The sequence below is a fragment of the Planktothrix sp. PCC 11201 genome, assembly GCF_900009135.1.
Classification (GTDB): Bacteria; Cyanobacteriota; Cyanobacteriia; order Cyanobacteriales; family Microcoleaceae; genus Planktothrix.
In genome coordinates this window covers 69,835-84,616 of record NZ_LT797688.1, presented here as the reverse complement: position 1 = coordinate 84,616, position 14,782 = coordinate 69,835, and the positions used below count along the sequence as shown (strand labels likewise).

General features: G+C 41.4%; 12 protein-coding genes and 1 tRNA gene. 10 read left to right on the top strand and 3 right to left on the bottom strand.

Features of this window, described 5'->3' with window-relative positions; translation table 11 throughout:
• Positions 1 to 125 precede the first annotated feature (125 nt).
• On the top strand, positions 126 to 1,916 hold the full coding sequence (locus PL11201_RS01340; protein WP_079676865.1) for a transporter substrate-binding protein: 1,791 nt from the start codon (positions 126 to 128) through the stop codon (positions 1,914 to 1,916).
• 123 nt (positions 1,917 to 2,039) lie between these two features.
• Here the strand turns inward: PL11201_RS01340 and PL11201_RS01335 are convergent, their stop codons facing one another.
• Together PL11201_RS01335 and ggt are read right to left on the bottom strand one after the other, a co-directional pair.
• Positions 2,040 to 2,771: a glutamine amidotransferase-related protein gene (locus tag PL11201_RS01335; protein ID WP_079676864.1), complete on the bottom strand. Its 732-nt coding sequence runs from the start codon at positions 2,769 to 2,771 to the stop codon at positions 2,040 to 2,042.
• 171 nt (positions 2,772 to 2,942) lie between these two features.
• The gene (ggt, locus tag PL11201_RS01330; RefSeq protein WP_079676863.1) at positions 2,943 to 4,493 is read right to left on the bottom strand and encodes a gamma-glutamyltransferase; all 1,551 of its coding nucleotides are present in this window, start codon (positions 4,491 to 4,493) and stop codon (positions 2,943 to 2,945) included.
• A 268-nt stretch (positions 4,494 to 4,761) separates the two neighbouring features.
• Between ggt and PL11201_RS01325 the strand changes: the two genes are divergently transcribed.
• The 8 genes from PL11201_RS01325 to PL11201_RS01290 all read left to right on the top strand — a co-directional run bounded on the left by PL11201_RS01325 (position 4,762) and on the right by PL11201_RS01290 (position 12,515).
• On the top strand, positions 4,762 to 5,253 hold the full coding sequence (locus PL11201_RS01325; RefSeq protein ID WP_144017639.1) for a DUF4168 domain-containing protein: 492 nt from the start codon (positions 4,762 to 4,764) through the stop codon (positions 5,251 to 5,253).
• A 44-nt stretch (positions 5,254 to 5,297) separates the two neighbouring features.
• Positions 5,298 to 5,780, top strand: a complete 483-nt coding sequence (locus PL11201_RS01320) for a DUF4168 domain-containing protein (protein WP_079676862.1) — start codon at positions 5,298 to 5,300, stop codon at positions 5,778 to 5,780.
• Positions 5,781 to 5,960: 180 nt separating this feature from the next.
• Positions 5,961 to 6,419, top strand: coding sequence for a KGK domain-containing protein (locus PL11201_RS01315; RefSeq protein WP_079676861.1), 459 nt, complete (start codon positions 5,961 to 5,963; stop codon positions 6,417 to 6,419).
• Between the two features lie 391 nt (positions 6,420 to 6,810).
• Positions 6,811 to 7,635, top strand: a complete 825-nt coding sequence (locus PL11201_RS01310) for a cobyrinic acid a,c-diamide synthase (protein WP_079676860.1) — start codon at positions 6,811 to 6,813, stop codon at positions 7,633 to 7,635.
• A gap of 173 nt (positions 7,636 to 7,808) precedes the next feature.
• Entirely contained in the window at positions 7,809 to 8,960 is a 1,152-nt protein-coding gene (gene gshA, locus PL11201_RS01305; RefSeq protein ID WP_079676859.1) for a glutamate--cysteine ligase, read from the top strand.
• Between the two features lie 135 nt (positions 8,961 to 9,095).
• Positions 9,096 to 9,557 (top strand): tRNA (cytidine(34)-2'-O)-methyltransferase, encoded by a 462-nt coding sequence (locus PL11201_RS01300; protein WP_079676858.1) that lies wholly within the window; start codon positions 9,096 to 9,098, stop codon positions 9,555 to 9,557.
• Positions 9,558 to 10,104: 547 nt separating this feature from the next.
• Positions 10,105 to 12,261 (top strand): LysM peptidoglycan-binding domain-containing M23 family metallopeptidase, encoded by a 2,157-nt coding sequence (locus PL11201_RS01295; protein WP_079676857.1) that lies wholly within the window; start codon positions 10,105 to 10,107, stop codon positions 12,259 to 12,261.
• 181 nt (positions 12,262 to 12,442) lie between these two features.
• Positions 12,443 to 12,515: transfer RNA gene (locus PL11201_RS01290), tRNA-Met, on the top strand.
• Between the two features lie 41 nt (positions 12,516 to 12,556).
• Here the strand turns inward: PL11201_RS01290 and PL11201_RS01285 are convergent.
• Positions 12,557 to 12,889: a 2Fe-2S iron-sulfur cluster-binding protein gene (locus tag PL11201_RS01285; RefSeq protein ID WP_079676856.1), complete on the bottom strand. Its 333-nt coding sequence runs from the start codon at positions 12,887 to 12,889 to the stop codon at positions 12,557 to 12,559.
• Positions 12,890 to 13,123: 234 nt separating this feature from the next.
• Between PL11201_RS01285 and cimA the strand changes: the two genes are divergently transcribed.
• A complete protein-coding gene (gene cimA, locus PL11201_RS01280; protein WP_079676855.1) occupies positions 13,124 to 14,743 on the top strand; it encodes a citramalate synthase in 1,620 nt (539 codons plus the stop codon).
• Positions 14,744 to 14,782: the final 39 nt, after the last annotated feature.

The window sequence follows — 14,782 nt, the reverse complement described above, 5'->3', positions numbered from 1 at the left end:
ATCATTGTTGATAAGAGTATTCAAACGAACTGAAAATTTATCGGCTATCTGTGATAATTGAATATTTCTAAATTGTCGAGGTTCAGGTTCTCATCCATACCAGACTCTCAAGGATATTAAATTTTATGGAAAAAATAAAAGTTGGGATTTTATATTCATTAAGCGGAACCATGGCGATGAGCGCGACGCCATTGTTAGAAGCAACCTTGATGGCGATCGCAGAAATTAATGCCCAAGGCGGGATTTTAGGGTATGAAATTGAACCCGTAATTGAAGATGGAGCCTCCAATATTTCCATCTTTGAAGACAAAGCTAGAAAATTACTAGCTATTGATCAAGTGGCTACGGTATTTGGCTGCTGGACATCGACGGCTCGTAAGGCAGTTAAACCGATATTTGAACAGTTTAATATTTTACTGTGGTATCCGGTTCAGTATGAAGGGTTAGAATCTTCTCCTAATATTTTTTATACGGGTTCCTGTTTAAATCAACAAATTCAACCGGTGATTAGTTGGTCACTCAAAAATTTAGGAAAACGATTTTATTTATTAGGTTCAGATTATGTATTTCCCCGCACGGCTCACAAATTAGTTAAATCCCTCCTGAAACATGAAGGTGGAACCGTTGTCGGAGAACAATATTTTCCCTGTGGAGATAAAAACTTTACTGATATTGTTGATCAAATTAAACAGATCAAGCCGGATGTGGTTTTTAATACGTTAAATGGAGATAGCAATTTTTACTTTTATAATGCCTATTATGATGCTGGAATTAAACCCTCGGATCTGCCGATTATGGCGATGAGTATTTCTGAGTCAGAAGTTCAAAGTATCGGTAAAGCCAGTGTAGGCCACTATGCCTGCTGGAGTTATTTTCAAAGTTTAAATACTCCCCATAATCATGAATTTGTGAATAACTTTAAAGCCTTATATGGTCAAGAAAGAGTCACTTCTGACCCCATTGAAGCTGCTTATTTTCAAGTTTATCTATGGAAAAAATCCGTAGAAACTGCAAAAAGTTTTAAAACTAATGCAGTCAGAAAAGCTGCATATTGTCAAACCTTTTATGCTCCAGGGGGGTTAGTTAAAATTGAACCGAATCATCATTTATGGAAACACTGTTATGTTGGTCGTGTTAACGAAATTAAACAGTTTGAAATTATTTGGAAAAGTCCTAATTTAATTAAACCTTTACCCTGGTTAGGAGTAGAGGAATTAAAAAATTTCCCTCAAGCCGATTTAGTCATTGATATGTTGGCAGAGGTATCCCAAGGGATTCAACACAGTTGTTTATTAGAGCAAAATAGCCTTAGTTTAGAACTGACGATGCGAAAATTACAACAGGAAATTGAAGAACGCCAACGGATTGAAATTGCCTTACAAGAGGTCAATAAAGAACTAAAATATATGGCAATTACCGATAGTTTAACCAAACTCTCGAATCGATATTGGTTTAATGAATGTCTCAAATCCTTATGGCATCAAAATCTACAGACTAAAACCCCCTTAGCATTAATTTTATGTGATATTGATTATTTTAAAAATTATAATGATACATACGGTCATCAAATGGGCGATTACTGTTTACAACAAGTCGCTCAAGCCATTAAGAAATCCGTTAGAAATAGTTGTGATATTGTCGCTCGTTATGGGGGTGAAGAATTTGCCGTAATTTTACCCCGCACTACCTTATTTGATGCCTCACAAGTGGCTACTCGGATTAATCTGGAAGTGCAACAACTTGAGATTCCCCATTTAAACTCTTTAGTTAATGATTATGTCACCGTCAGTTTAGGAGTTGCCAGTCAGATTCCCCTATTAAAATCTTCCCCTGAATTATTGATTTCCGAATCCGATAAAGCCCTTTATCAAGCTAAACATAACGGTAAAAATCAATGGTGTTTACACTATGTTTAAGATTAAGGGAATAGGGAATAGGCAATAGGGAACAGAGGTAATATTTCTGGTTGTTTCAAATCAGTATTGAAATGTTACAACCTCCGTATCGCCCGTCGCAAATTGCTATATTCCCTATTTTATTTAGGCAGAGCGTCTTTCTAGCTGTAAACGTTGTTCCGATTGAATTGAATGAATCCAAAGCGGAATAAATGTTTTTAACCATTTTTCTCCTTGAACTCCATACAAACGGTGTCTTCTTAATTGTTCTATAATAGATTGGCTTCCGGGTAAAGTTAATTGTTCCATGTCGCGTTCAATCCAGCGTTGCATTAATGCCCCAGTTATTTCAGGATGAAACTGAAGACCATAGGCGGTTTTTTCATAGCAAAATGCTTGGTTTTTAAAGGTTTTACCCGTTGCTAATAATACGGCTCCCGAGGGTAATTCAAAGCCTTCTCGATGCCAGTGGTAAACATATTCCAAATCATTAAAATAATCCTGTCCTTCTATCGTTGGAGTAATGGGAAAATAGCCAATCTCTTGAATATCTTGGGGATGAACAGATACTTTTGCCCCTAAAACTTTGGCTAAAAGTTGCGCCCCTAAACAAATCCCTAAATAGGGTTTTTTCGACTCCAAAACCAGGGGAATCCAGTTTAATTCTGTGCGAATATGAGGTAAAATATTCTCATCATTCGCGCTCATTGGCCCCCCAAAAACAATCACCGCATCATGTTTGTCTAAATGGCAAGGTAAACTATCCCCGTGACTGGGAAGGCGAATATCGAGTTGATAACCATAGGATGTTAGAATTTGTCCCACCCGTCCCGTCTCAGAAGTGGGTTGGTGAATAATAACGAGAATATGTTTCATGCGTCTGATGATTCCAATAAACTATTCAAACAAACCAGAAGTTAGTCTATTATTAAACAATAAAACACTATGGGTATTTTAGTATGGTTTTCCGAGATAATTGTTGTATTTTTTAATACATTTTAGTAAAAAAATACTAATTAATTCCTAGGAAAAGTGTTATAATATTGATTAACTCTTTAAACTGACACCACTCCGACGTTGATCTCCAGCCCCGGATAACTGTCCATCTGCCGTTCTAACTAAAGTATGAACCCCGCCAAAAAACATATTTTTTTCCGGCCATAATCTGACTACATCCTGTTCAGATAAATCAAGAGTATTAATAATTTCAGGATCAAAACCTGGTTCTATATCCAAGCGGTGATTTTCCCAATGAAACCGAGGATGATTAACCGCATCTTCCACAGAAAACCGAAAATCAATTAAATTTAATAGGACTTGTAAAATAGCCGTTCTAATCCGATTTGAACCCCCCGAACCCATGACCACTTCCGGTTTACCCTGATTTAATACTAAAGTTGGAGACATCATCGAGGAGATTCTAACATTTTCCGGCCAGAGATGAAATCCCAGGGGGTTTAGGTCTTCTTCTCCTAACATATTATTAACCATAATTCCCGTTCCCGGAATCATATATCCCGAACCTTCTCCATTAGAAGTTGTCACACTTGCGGCATTTCCTTCTTGATCTAAAACACTAATATGGGTGGTACTTCCCCATTTATTCACCGCATGAATTAACGGTTGTTGATAACTAGAGGCAGAAGATAAAAAAGTATCTGTAATATTATCTTGATATAAATTACCATCTAACCGATCTGTCCTGGCAATATTAGTTAACTGCATCACGGTTTTTAAAAGCTGTAAATATTGGTGACTCCCAAACTCAATTCCACTCAAATCCACAGCCGATAACAACTCTAAAGCAAAAGCAATTAAGGTTCCGCCCGCACTCGGAGGCGGATTTGTTAATATGGTTTTTCCTCGATAGTTAATTGTTAAAGGTTCCCGTTCAATCACCCTATAATTCTGGAGATCTTCTAAGGTTAAATGTCCGCCACTATTTTGACAATCTCTGACCAAATTTTGGGCCATTTCTCCTTGATAAAATTCTGCCATTCCTCCCGATATTAAAGCCTCTAAAGTCTGGGCAAAGTTATTCATAATTAAGCGATCACCCGTCTTTAAAATATCACCTTCAGGCGCGTAAATTTCCCGACCTTCCGCCGTTGTTAATAAAATCGGTTGTAACAAATTAGAGAAAGTATAAGCCTGAAAAGAATTAACTTCCACACCTTTTTTTGCTAAAGCGATCGCCGGTTCCGCCACCAGAGAAAACGGCAAACGTCCCAGGGTTTCATGCACCCGAATTACCCCGGCCCAAACCCCAGGAACCGCCATCGAACCCAAACCAATATGAAATTCCTGAATAATCCGACCAAAATTAACCCCAACTGGATAAAAATTCAACTCCGATATCGGGCATTTATATCGGGGAGTTTGAGTAAAAAAATCAAATAAAATATTCTGATTAGTATGGGTATGAGCTAATAAAAATCCCCCACCTGCGAGGGAAGTTAAACCCGGTTCGGTAACACAAGCCGCCAAAATACAAGCCACCGCCGCATCAAAAGCATTGCCACCCGCCTCAAACATTCTCAACCCGGCTTCAACGGTTTTGGGATGTCCTGCGGCAATTACCCCGTTTGTTTTCTTCATACTTTCTTAAATTTTCCAGGTCAACATTTCAGGATACAATGGATTTTCCATCTAAAAAGTTTCACTTCCTGCGATTACGCCTTTTGAATATCAAGTTTTTCTCTGCGTACAAGTTAAACCCTCAGTTGTTTGAAGTCAAACTTGTGACTGGACATGGAATTCTTAGCTAAAGCATTTTTAAGTTTTGGATGAGGAACTTCTTACCGATAAAATAATTCAAGATAACTAAGCACTTTCACCTGCTCCTGTGGCATCAAAACCTTTGAATATGATGGATTCTTTGCGTACCTTACGATTCAGGCCTCAACACCCCCTTACCCGTGCTCTGCTACTGGGACTATTTTCTTCGGGCGCGGTTTTGTTGGGAGTTGTCCCAGATGTTTCAGTATCAAACGCTTCTGGCTTTAATACCGTTGTTCTGGCCCAACAGTCCCCAGAATTTAGTGAGGCGGAAATTCGGAATTATGCTCGTGCTGTCCTAGGAATTGAACCCAGACGCCAGACCGCATACAACGAAATTCAAGCAATATTCGGGGCGGGAAAATCTGTCCCCGATGTGGTTTGCAGTGAAACCCGAACCATTAATGGCCTGGATAAAGGTGTTCGAGATATTGCGGTCAATTACTGCACCCAAGCAAAATCTATCATTGAAACCAACGAGTTAACTATTACTCGTTTCAATGAAATTACCCAACGTCAACAGGCTGACCCCGCGTTACAAAAACGCATTCAAGGGGAACTCCAGCGCCTACAAAACTAATCTAAGATTTTCTCAAATTTAACTCTATATATGATGAACCTGCTATGAAAACTACATTACTATTTCGTCAAATTCTATCGAAATCCTTAACCGTTGCGATTCTATCCGGTTGTGGTAGTTTTATTGGATGGAGTCAAACGCCATCCCAAGCCTTTCCCTCCTTCAGTTGGGGTTCGCCCGCCCAGGCTCAAGATAGTTTTAACTATAGTGAAGAAACGATTAAAAATTATGCCCGGGCAGCCTTAGCGTTAGAATCCCGACGTCATGAAGTAGCCAATGAAATTAAAAAAATTGTTGGAGATGTTCCCCGAATTATTTGTGATCAACCGACCAGTTTTAATGCCTTACCGGGGAATGCACCTCAATTAGCAGTGAGTTACTGTGACCAAGCCAAACGCATGATTGAATCAAAAGGATTAACAATTTCTCAGTTCAATGATATGACCCGTCATCAACAAAATGATCCCCGTTTTAGACAACGAATTCAAGCCGAGATTTTAAAATTATTACAATCAGGCACAAACTAACCGTTGTTGCGCTTCAGCGCATCCAGAAGGGCTAAAGCCCAACAACGAAACCTTTTATGTTGTTGCGCTTCAGCGCATCCAGAAGGGCTAAAGCCCAACAACGATTTTTTTAAGATTAATTATAGATACCTACTTACATTAAAATATAGGATATCTATAATAATTTCAAGGATTAAATCAATGACGGAATCGTTTATTAAGTTGGAACAGGATAACGATATTGTAATGTTGGGTAAGGATACATTTACAGTATCGAGGTTGAAAGAGTTGATGACTGAGAATATGAAAACTAAACTTTTTCAACATAATCAAGATTACAAAGTATTTTTAGCTGATGTATTATGTCGCCCAAAATTAAAAATAACAGATAAATCAATAGAACTGAACTTCCAGCAAACTAGATTAGTATTTCCGTTTCAAGGAATGGACTGTCAGTTACTCCAGTTAAATTCTGGGCAGTGGATTTCAGGTAAAATTAGATTTATAACAGATACATATTATGAACAAAAAACAGTGAATACTGAATTAGAATTTGCTCCTGATGAAATAATATCTAATGAAGAAGAACAGAACAACATTAATTATGATAACAGTTTAGATAAAATTAGAGCAGAATTAAACGAGATGAAAGCTATTTAATTTTAGAGGTTCGATATTCTCACACTATAGCAAGTCTAAATCAGTTGTATCAATAGTTTGAAAATCAAAAAAGTAGGGGCGAGGTCTACTCGCCCTGACAGAGAAATCTCGCCCTGACAGAGAAATCTCGCCCTATTTTTAGAATTAATCATCTTGATCATGGGTTGGTACAATCCATTTAGACTTGCTATATTTAAGGTTGGGTTTGAAGACCAAACCCCTAGGGTAAATCTTAAACGTTTTCAAGATTATAGACAGGTTTCGGGCTAGGATACCCCCACCGTATAAACTCTTGAGTATCTCAATAAAATTGAGTCGCAAACAAACAAAAACCCCTCAAATCCTTTAAAATCAGGTAAAATTTATTCAGTGTGCCGAAGGGGATCAGATCATGAATATTGAATTCAACGATGAAGCAGATATAGATGTTTTTGGGTTGATGAAACATAACTTGATGTTTGACAAACTCCCCCTAGAAGTGCAACAGTGGGCAGAAAGTTTACCTTGGAATCAACGCCGTTATGTTCTCTCTCTGTGCTATATTCTGTGTGCATCTTCCCCCGAAAAACAAGCGGAATTTTTAGATGAATATACCGCCGATGGTTTAATAGCTAAGATGCTAGAAGATATTGATACCCTGCAAAGAGTCAAACAATATCTTAGTGGTTTTCAAATAAAAGCCCCCTTAAATGAATCGGTTTTGCGGGAGTATATTAGACAATTCTATATTCATTCCGCCCAGGATGCTCGATGCCAACCCAGTCAATATTTAGAGTCCGCTTTAAAATTAGCATTAAGCCCAAAAGACAAAGATAATGTTTTTAATTATATCATCGGATTTGAAATGATTAAACTCCTATTTCAAATGAGTTGGGTACAACATGAACGACTCTCCCGCCTACAAACTAATCAAGATTATTTTATTAAAAATTATCTCAAACCGATTCAACACGCCCATAAAGTGAATGGAATTATTGTTCCTAAAGATGAGCGGGTATTTTTCGCAAAACGAGATTTTTATGTACAGAAACCCGAAATAAAATTGAGGAAATTAATTGAGTTAGTGATGGCAACCTTTACCACTGGACAAGTGATTGCTTGTGGATTCTCCCTCACTCGTCATAGTCGAGCCTTCGATTTTGATTATGACTATATTTTTAACTCTAATGAACCCGATAGCATTTTTCCTTGGGGTTCAGAATCCATGATAGGATAGAGAATAGGAATTATTTTCTAATAACCTAGATCCAATTATTAGCAAACAGTTGATCAACTCTTTCCTAATAACTCTTACCCTGATAACTTGTACGGGCGGGTTTTGTGATATTTTTGTTAATCACCTAAATCTCGATGAACCCGCCCCTACTACTGATTACTGATAACTGTAATATGCTTTTATCCAAAGGTTTTGAAGTAGAAATGTATACCGGAACTCCCCAAGGTGACGTGGTGGGACTATCCGATAAAATTGTAGCCGATTTAGAGGGATTCGTCCGCGAACCCGATAGTCGCAATGTTGAGTACACAACCGCCCCCCTGTGTAATTATGAGCGGTTATTGTGTGCCTTAGTTCGACCCCGACGGGAACTCCGAAAATATTTACAACAGTTGGGCGACTATACCATCATCCCCGGAAGCACCCTAGCCCTCGGCGGTACGGAGAAATTTTATCGCTCCGATCCGCAAAATCCCTATCATGATTATATTGAACAAACCTACGGTACGGATGTAGTCACGGCTAGTATTCATATTAATGTGGGTATCGCTGACCCCGAACAGTTAATGCGGGCCATTCGTTTGGTGCGGCTGGAAGCTCCCTTATATTTAGCGATGAGTGCTTCCTCTCCCTTTTTGGGTGGCAAAGTTACCGGATATCATTCCACCCGTTGGCATTTATTCCCCAAAACCCCGGCTTTTGTCCCCTTGTTTGAAAGCCATCGCCATTTTATCGACTGGACAGAAACCCAACTCCAACAAAAAACCATGCAGAATGTTCGTCACCTGTGGTCATCGGTACGACCCAATGGCGATCGCCGTCCCTATAATTTAAACCGTTTAGAACTGAGAATTTGTGATTTGATGGTCAACCCCATCGCCCTGTTAGCGATCACAGCGTTATTAGAAGCTCGGATTTGGCAAATGTTAGAGAATCCTGACCTTGATCCGTTGCAACGGAGTCAACTCCCGGAAAATAGCCGGGCCCAGGATTTAGTCGAAATTTCAGATCAAAATGAAATTCTAGCGGCGCACCAGAGTTTGGACGCCCAACTGCGGCATTGGAAAGACGGCAGCACGATTTCCGCTAGAGATTGGATTGAGCAACTCTATGAAGAAGTTTGGCCCATTGCCAAAAAACACGGGTTTAGTTGCTTTCTGTCTCCGGTGAAAAAGCTCCTGCGAGAAGGGTCTACCGCCCAACAGTGGTTACGGCTATCGGAACAGGGCCACGATCCTCGCTTTATTATTCAACAGGCCATTCAGGGGATGGCAACCCAGGAAAAAGAGTTTGAAGATCAAATTTGTCAACCCCTGATAGCCTGAAAATCGGCCCATTATTAGATGAGAATATCTTATCGATAAATTTCTTTACAAAGTATAAAGAAAAACTATAGATTTATTACTCATCCACCGGGTTGATCCGACCCAAAAGCCCTTGTTTCCTGGTCTAATTACCTCATGCCCCACGTTGTCTTAGTTCAGCCACAAATCCCGCCCAATACCGGAAATATCGCCCGTACCTGTGCGGCAACCTGTACCGAATTACATTTAGTTGGGCCATTAGGATTTGAAATTAGCGATCGCTACCTCAAACGAGCCGGATTAGATTATTGGCCCTACGTTAAACTCACCCAGCACTCCGATTTCTCCAGCTTTCAAACCCATCATCAACAACGGGGTGGCCGTTTGCTCGGGTTTAGTACCAAAGGGGCTTCTAACTATGTCCAGTTCCAGTTTCAAGATTCCGACTGGTTGCTTTTTGGCAGTGAAACCACCGGACTTTCCCCCGATGTATTGGAGACTTGCACCGCAACGATATATATTCCCATGGCTGAAGCCGGAGTCAGAAGTTTGAATCTCTCCGTGAGTGTTGCCGCCAGTTTATTTGAGGCACGCCGCCAACTCGGTTATTTGGGGTAAAGTCCATCCCTCAAACCCTGATATTGTGTTAATCCCCAAAATCACCCTAATCTGATAACTTTTTTTTATAAATGACCGGATTCAATTGTCCCCCGACAGTGATAGATTTTATTCATCTAAACGGGGTGTTTTTTCCTGTTTCAAAAAAAGCCAGAACCATTGACTGGCTTTGATTTAAGGGTCTTATTTGTTGATTTTGATCCATCTTCCCCACCGATCCCCAGAAATTCACAGCCCCAGATCAGGTGTTGTATTTCTGGTAGGAACTGGTGTAAATTCTCATCTGAACTCTGGTAACAGAATTCACTCATATTTTAAATATCCTCGACCCTCAAGGGTTATTGTTTATCTGTCCTTAGTTTTCAGGGTTCGTATTTCGATCTAAACTTCGGCTTTTGTTGCCGAAATTGAAAAATCAAGGTAATCTGACTTAATCAAGATTATCTTCAGTGATTTCAGTCAATAATTAATGTGATTAATTTCACTGATATGAGGTTCTTGAGCGGTTCGAGGACAGTCAGCACGCTTCTCCATAGGAGGTCGTTCTTTGAAAGGAACAGTTCCAAATCATGATCAACCTGTTGTTATGCCTAATTTAGATTCCAATTTAGATCAGACTGCAACAGGCCAGACCAAACAGCAGGTCGCATACTCTGGCAGTCATAAGGTTTATACCTCTGTCGCATTTCTCGGTTTGGCCGTCGCTTCGGGCATCCTTATGCCCAAAACGAATGATCGGGTCATGGCAACGGAGTTATCCAATCCTGAGTCCAATCCGGCGATGCAGTCACCTGCACCGATGGCAGCATCGGCTCCGACGGTGGAAAATCCCACCTCTGGGGGACAAGTATCCCAACCCGATTGGCAGCCATCTCTATTGCGAAGCCTTTCCAGTCTGAATACAGATGAGAAAGCGACAAATAACCGGAGTCAATCTAGGGATTTAGGGTTAAAAAAACCGGATAAGACTAGCGTAGAAGCACTTTCTACACCAGGGTCTCGGCCGAGTGTTAACTCGGAATCGTTACCTGAATCAGCTACCCTGCCGGAATCCATCCCCGGATTCAATCAGCAGATTCCTCCTTCTGGGGTTGAACCCTCGGCAACTCAGGAAATCCTACATCCATCGGTGGATAGTTCAGGCTCTCCAACCCGCCCTAATCAGCAGTGGGAGCCAACCAATAGGGTTTCTAACTCAGTTCATTTTAATTCTTTAGATACTCTCTCCCAAGGGGCATCTGGAGCATTTGTGATTCCGAATGATGAACGGTACCCAACCGTTTCGGAAGTTTATCAAGTGGGTTCGGGTGATACCTTAGCTGGAATTGCTAAACTACATAATGTTTCTGTAGATGCCATTATTAAGGCGAATCAGCTAACTGATCCTAATGTTCTGAGTGTTAATCAGAGTCTAAAAATCCCTAAGCAACTGGCGAGTAGTTTTTCTAGCAATCTGTCCTCTGTTGCAACGAATCCATGGCAAGACCCCCAGATTCGTCCAGATGCTGCCCCCTCTCCACAACAAGCTGCTACAACAACAGACTTGGGCCTTTTAGGAGGGAGATTACCTCAAGCGGTGCTTCCGGCAGTTCTTCCCTCGGAATTTAGAAGTGCTGATTCAGTAGTTGCCGATCTTCCAGGGGAAGATATTACTGATCTGAGTTCGATTCCCACCCATAGCACTTTAAATCAACTCTCCCTGAACCAACTGGCGAACCGTGCCATGAGTGCGGTCGATTCCTCTGCTCCGGTAGCAGCCGCAGCCGTAGCGATTCCGGTTGATGCAAAATTTTCTTCCTTGTCCGAACAGGTGGCGGTTCAAGAGGTTTCCGTTAGCAAATCAGAAGCCGTCAACAAATTGTACAGCGACCGCCTGAGATCTGAGGTAGAACGACTGCGCGAGGAGTATAAGGTTCAGAGTGGCTATCAGTTGACCAGCGTATCCCTAGAAAAAAATGAACAGCCCAAGGCTGAAGTTTTGACCTCTAAGAGAGCGGCTTCCGCACATCGTCAAAAACTGATTAATCCTGAGTTTAATCCTCAAGCCTATGCTCCTGAAAAGGCTGGTCAAGCCGCACAGAACTTGGCTTCAGAACAGTTAGCTCAATTATCTCCCAATGGCGTGACGTCTCCGGTCGCTCAACTCCAACCTGCATCCAGAGGTTCGGTAGTGGCTACTGCCCCCGTTGGTTCTAAGGCCTATGATCCTTTAAGCAACCCGGCTTTGGGTCAGATGGTTTCCCCGCAGTTACCCCCGCTCTCGGGGCCAGACGTTTATTTACCGAGTGGGTCTATGCGCTTTAATGGCTATATTTGGCCATCATCGGGTGTCCTAAGCTCTGGTTATGGCTGGCGTTGGGGACGGATGCACAGTGGAATTGATATTGCTGGGCCGATTGGAACCCCAGTTGTGGCAGCCGCCCCCGGGGTGGTTAGCTATGCGGGATGGAATGATGGCGGCTATGGCAATTTAGTCGAAATTGAACATCCCGACGGCAGTTTAACGGTTTACGCCCATAACGATCGCATCCTGGTCAGCGAAGGCCAAAAAGTGGCTCAGGGAGATCAAATCTCGGAAATGGGAACCACCGGTCGCAGTACGGGGCCCCATTTACACTTTGAAGTCCATCCTAGTGGCCAAGGTGCAGTCAACCCGATCGCTCTCTTACCTCCAGAAAGTTCTACGGTATCCCAAAATTATTAGGCTGTTCAGGTGTTGAGTTTGAGGTGCTGAGGTTGAGGTATTGAGGCTTGGATACTAAGTGCGCATATCAACCTCCTGCTCCCCCTACTCCCCCTGTCCCTTGCCCCCTGAAAAAACTTTAAACAGGGGGTTGATCTTTGGGAAAGGGTTGTGTTAACCTAGTAAACTGTGAATCAAATAAGGCTCAGTAGCTCAGTGGTTAGAGCAGGGGACTCATAAGCCCAAGGTCGCAGGTTCAAATCCCGCCTGAGCCATTTCTATCTGTCTGGAAAAAGATAATCTTTTTCTAATCTGTTTATGGATTCCACACTCCCTGGGAACCCTGACCCCAGAAACCATTATATTTTTTAACTTTGATATCCCCCAAAACTTGAACCTGACAGGCTAAACGGCGGGTGCTACCAGAGGAATGGGGAGGAAGGGAAAGCCGGGTTTTCTCTTTCCATTGGGGTTCGGAAACTTCCCCTTCAATTTCCACGCAACAAGTCCCACAAGTCCCAAACCCGTGACAGTTAATCAGGGAGGCTTGACCATTGTAGAGATCAATTCCATTCTCTAATAAAACTTTACGGAGATTGGCACCGCGATCGCAAGTGATCGTTTTCCCTTGAGCTTGAATTTGTACCATGTTTCCCTTAATAAAAGTGATGCAATAATTCTTAACTGAATTGTTACTTTTTTTCAAGCCCAAAAAGAGAGATTTAAAAGTAGAATGGGAGTGAAAAATAAAAAATTAGCTGGGACGGATGATTACAAGCCCATAGGGGTCAAGGCAACAAACCCTAACGCTAAAATATGACGAAATACTGATATTTGTGGCACTGTGAATTAAATTAATTGTTAACGATAAATCCTATCAGCCATGACTCATCCACTTTGGATATATGATACCACATTAAGAGACGGCGCCCAACGGGAAGGATTATCCCTATCTCTTGATGATAAATTGCGAATTGCGCGTCAGTTGGATAGTTTAGGAATCCCTTTTATTGAAGGAGGATGGCCGGGGGCAAATCCTAAAGATGTGCAGTTTTTTTGGAAGTTGCAAGAACAACCCTTAGTTAATTCGGAAGTCGTGGCATTTTGTTCGACCCGACGACCGAATAGTAATGCGGCAGAAGATGATAATTTAAAAGCGATTTTATCGGCGGGAACACGTTGGATCACGTTATTTGGAAAATCCTGGGATTTGCACGTTATCGAAGGATTGCAAACTACTCTAACAGAAAACCTGGCGATGATTGCCGATACCATTCAGTTTTTCAGAAGTCAGGGAAGACGGGTAATTTATGATGCGGAACACTGGTTTGATGGCTATAAAAATAATCCTGATTATGCCTTACAAACTTTAATGACGGCGGCGCAAGCGGGGGCGGAATGGTTGGTTTTTTGTGATACCAATGGCGGAACTTTACCCCATGAAGTGACTCAAATTGTCCGGGATGCAATTCAAGCCACAAAAAACTTAGAAACGCCTTTTCCCCTGCAATTTGGGATTCATAGTCATAATGATTCGGGAACCGCTATTGGGAATGCGATCGCCGCCGTATTAGAAGGAGTCACGATGGTACAAGGAACCATCAATGGCTATGGAGAACGTTGTGGAAATGCCAATCTTTGTACCTTAATTCCCAATTTTCAGTTAAAATTAGACTATAATTGTATTCAAGATGAACAGATTAAAAGACTAACCGAAGTGAGTCGATTTGTCAGTGAAGTCGCAAATTTAGCCCCGGATGATCACGCACCTTTTGTGGGATTATCTGCCTTTTCCCATAAGGGCGGAATTCATGTTTCTGCGGTACAAAAAAATCCCCTAACCTATGAACATATACCCCCGGAAACTATTGGAAATCAAAGGCGAATTGTGGTTTCCGATCAAGCGGGTTTAAGTAATATTTTAGCTAAAGCCAGAACCTTTGGCATTGATTTAGATCGGAATAATCCCGCCAGTCGTAAAATTTTACAACAACTGAAGAATTTAGAAAATCAGGGTTATCAATTTGAAGCGGCGGAAGCAAGTTTTGATTTATTAATGCGAGAAGCATTAGGAACCCGCAAAGCCTTTTTTACCCTCAAAGGATTTCAAGTCCATTGTGATAAATCTAGTGATGAAGTTTGCCATGCTTTAGCCACAGTGAAAGTAGCAGTTAATGGTCAAGATATTTTAGAAGCTGCCGAGGGAAATGGCCCCGTATCGGCTTTAGATGCGGCTTTAAGAAAAGCTTTAGTTAATTTTTATCCCATGATTGCCGAATTTCAACTGCGAGATTATAAAGTTAGAATTCTCGATGGAGGTTCGGGAACATCGGCAAAAACTCGGGTTTTAGTTGAGTCCAGTAACGGTCAGCAACGTTGGACAACCGTGGGAGTTTCTACTAATATTATTGATGCCTCCTATCAAGCTGTTGTGGAAGGATTAGAATATGGTTTATTACTGAAACAGCAAGAAACTCCGGTTACTGTTGTTGTGGCAATTTAACCCCGTCTAAGTCTCAATTTATTATTATCCCCATCCCCT

Bases quoted from the DNA above. Each gene is read 5' to 3' on its own strand.
- PL11201_RS01340 (WP_079676865.1), top strand. From the start codon at position 126: ATGGAAAAAATAAAAGTTGGGATTTTATATTCATTAAGCGGAACCATG.
- PL11201_RS01335 (WP_079676864.1), bottom strand. From the start codon at position 2,771: ATGAAACATATTCTCGTTATTATTCACCAACCCACTTCTGAGACGGGA.
- ggt (WP_079676863.1), bottom strand. From the start codon at position 4,493: ATGAAGAAAACAAACGGGGTAATTGCCGCAGGACATCCCAAAACCGTT.
- PL11201_RS01325 (WP_144017639.1), top strand. From the start codon at position 4,762: ATGATGGATTCTTTGCGTACCTTACGATTCAGGCCTCAACACCCCCTT.
- PL11201_RS01320 (WP_079676862.1), top strand. From the start codon at position 5,298: ATGAAAACTACATTACTATTTCGTCAAATTCTATCGAAATCCTTAACC.
- PL11201_RS01315 (WP_079676861.1), top strand. From the start codon at position 5,961: ATGACGGAATCGTTTATTAAGTTGGAACAGGATAACGATATTGTAATG.
- PL11201_RS01310 (WP_079676860.1), top strand. From the start codon at position 6,811: ATGAATATTGAATTCAACGATGAAGCAGATATAGATGTTTTTGGGTTG.
- gshA (WP_079676859.1), top strand. From the start codon at position 7,809: ATGCTTTTATCCAAAGGTTTTGAAGTAGAAATGTATACCGGAACTCCC.
- PL11201_RS01300 (WP_079676858.1), top strand. From the start codon at position 9,096: ATGCCCCACGTTGTCTTAGTTCAGCCACAAATCCCGCCCAATACCGGA.
- PL11201_RS01285 (WP_079676856.1), bottom strand. From the start codon at position 12,889: ATGGTACAAATTCAAGCTCAAGGGAAAACGATCACTTGCGATCGCGGT.
- cimA (WP_079676855.1), top strand. From the start codon at position 13,124: ATGACTCATCCACTTTGGATATATGATACCACATTAAGAGACGGCGCC.